Below are 723 nucleotides of genomic sequence, written 5' to 3' on the forward strand. Positions count from 1 at the left end.
CCGGGGCTGGCCGCAGACCGGGGCCGCCTTCGGCCTGGACGACTCCGAACCGCTGCAAGGCGGCTTCCTGCGGGACGTCAGCGAGTTCGACGCGGACTTCTTCGGGATCAGCCCGCGCGAGGCCCTGGCCATGGACCCGCAGCAGCGGCTGCTCCTCGAGACCTCCTGGGAGGCATGCGAGCGGGCGGGCATCGACCCGACGACGCTGCGCGGCAGCCGTACCGGGGTCTTCGTCGGCGCGATGTCCCACGCCTACGGCCCACGGTCGAGCAACGCGCCCCAGGCCGTGCAGGACTACGTCATCACCGGCAGCGTCACCAGCGTGATCTCCGGCCGGCTGGCGTACGCGTACGGTCTCGAAGGCCCGGCGATCACGGTCGACACGGCGTGCTCGTCCTCTCTGGTGGCCCTGCATCTGGCCGTCCAGTCGCTGCGGCGCGGGGAGAGCGAACTGGCGCTGGCGGGCGGTGTGGTGGTGATGCCGACGCCCGACATCTTCATCGGCTTCCGGCGGATGGGCGCGTTGTCGGCGACCTCGCGCTGCAAGGCGTTCTCGGACGACGCGGACGGGTTCGGCCTGGCCGAGGGCGCGGGCGTCCTGTTGCTGGAACGGCTGTCGGACGCGCGGCGCAACGGCCACCCCGTCCTGGCGGTCGTTCGTGGCTCGGCGCTCAACCAGGACGGCGCGTCCAACGGCCTGACCGCCCCGAACGGCCCCTCCCA

At 72.6% G+C, this 723-nt stretch carries 1 protein-coding gene; it reads left to right on the top strand.

Annotated elements, in window-relative coordinates:
- Positions 1–723 (top strand): polyketide synthase (locus OG562_RS45890; RefSeq protein ID WP_266409971.1); only part of this gene is annotated, 723 nt, incomplete at both ends.

Origin of the sequence: Streptomyces sp. NBC_01275 (assembly GCF_026340655.1) — a bacterium.
Taxonomy (GTDB): Bacteria; Actinomycetota; Actinomycetes; order Streptomycetales; family Streptomycetaceae; genus Streptomyces.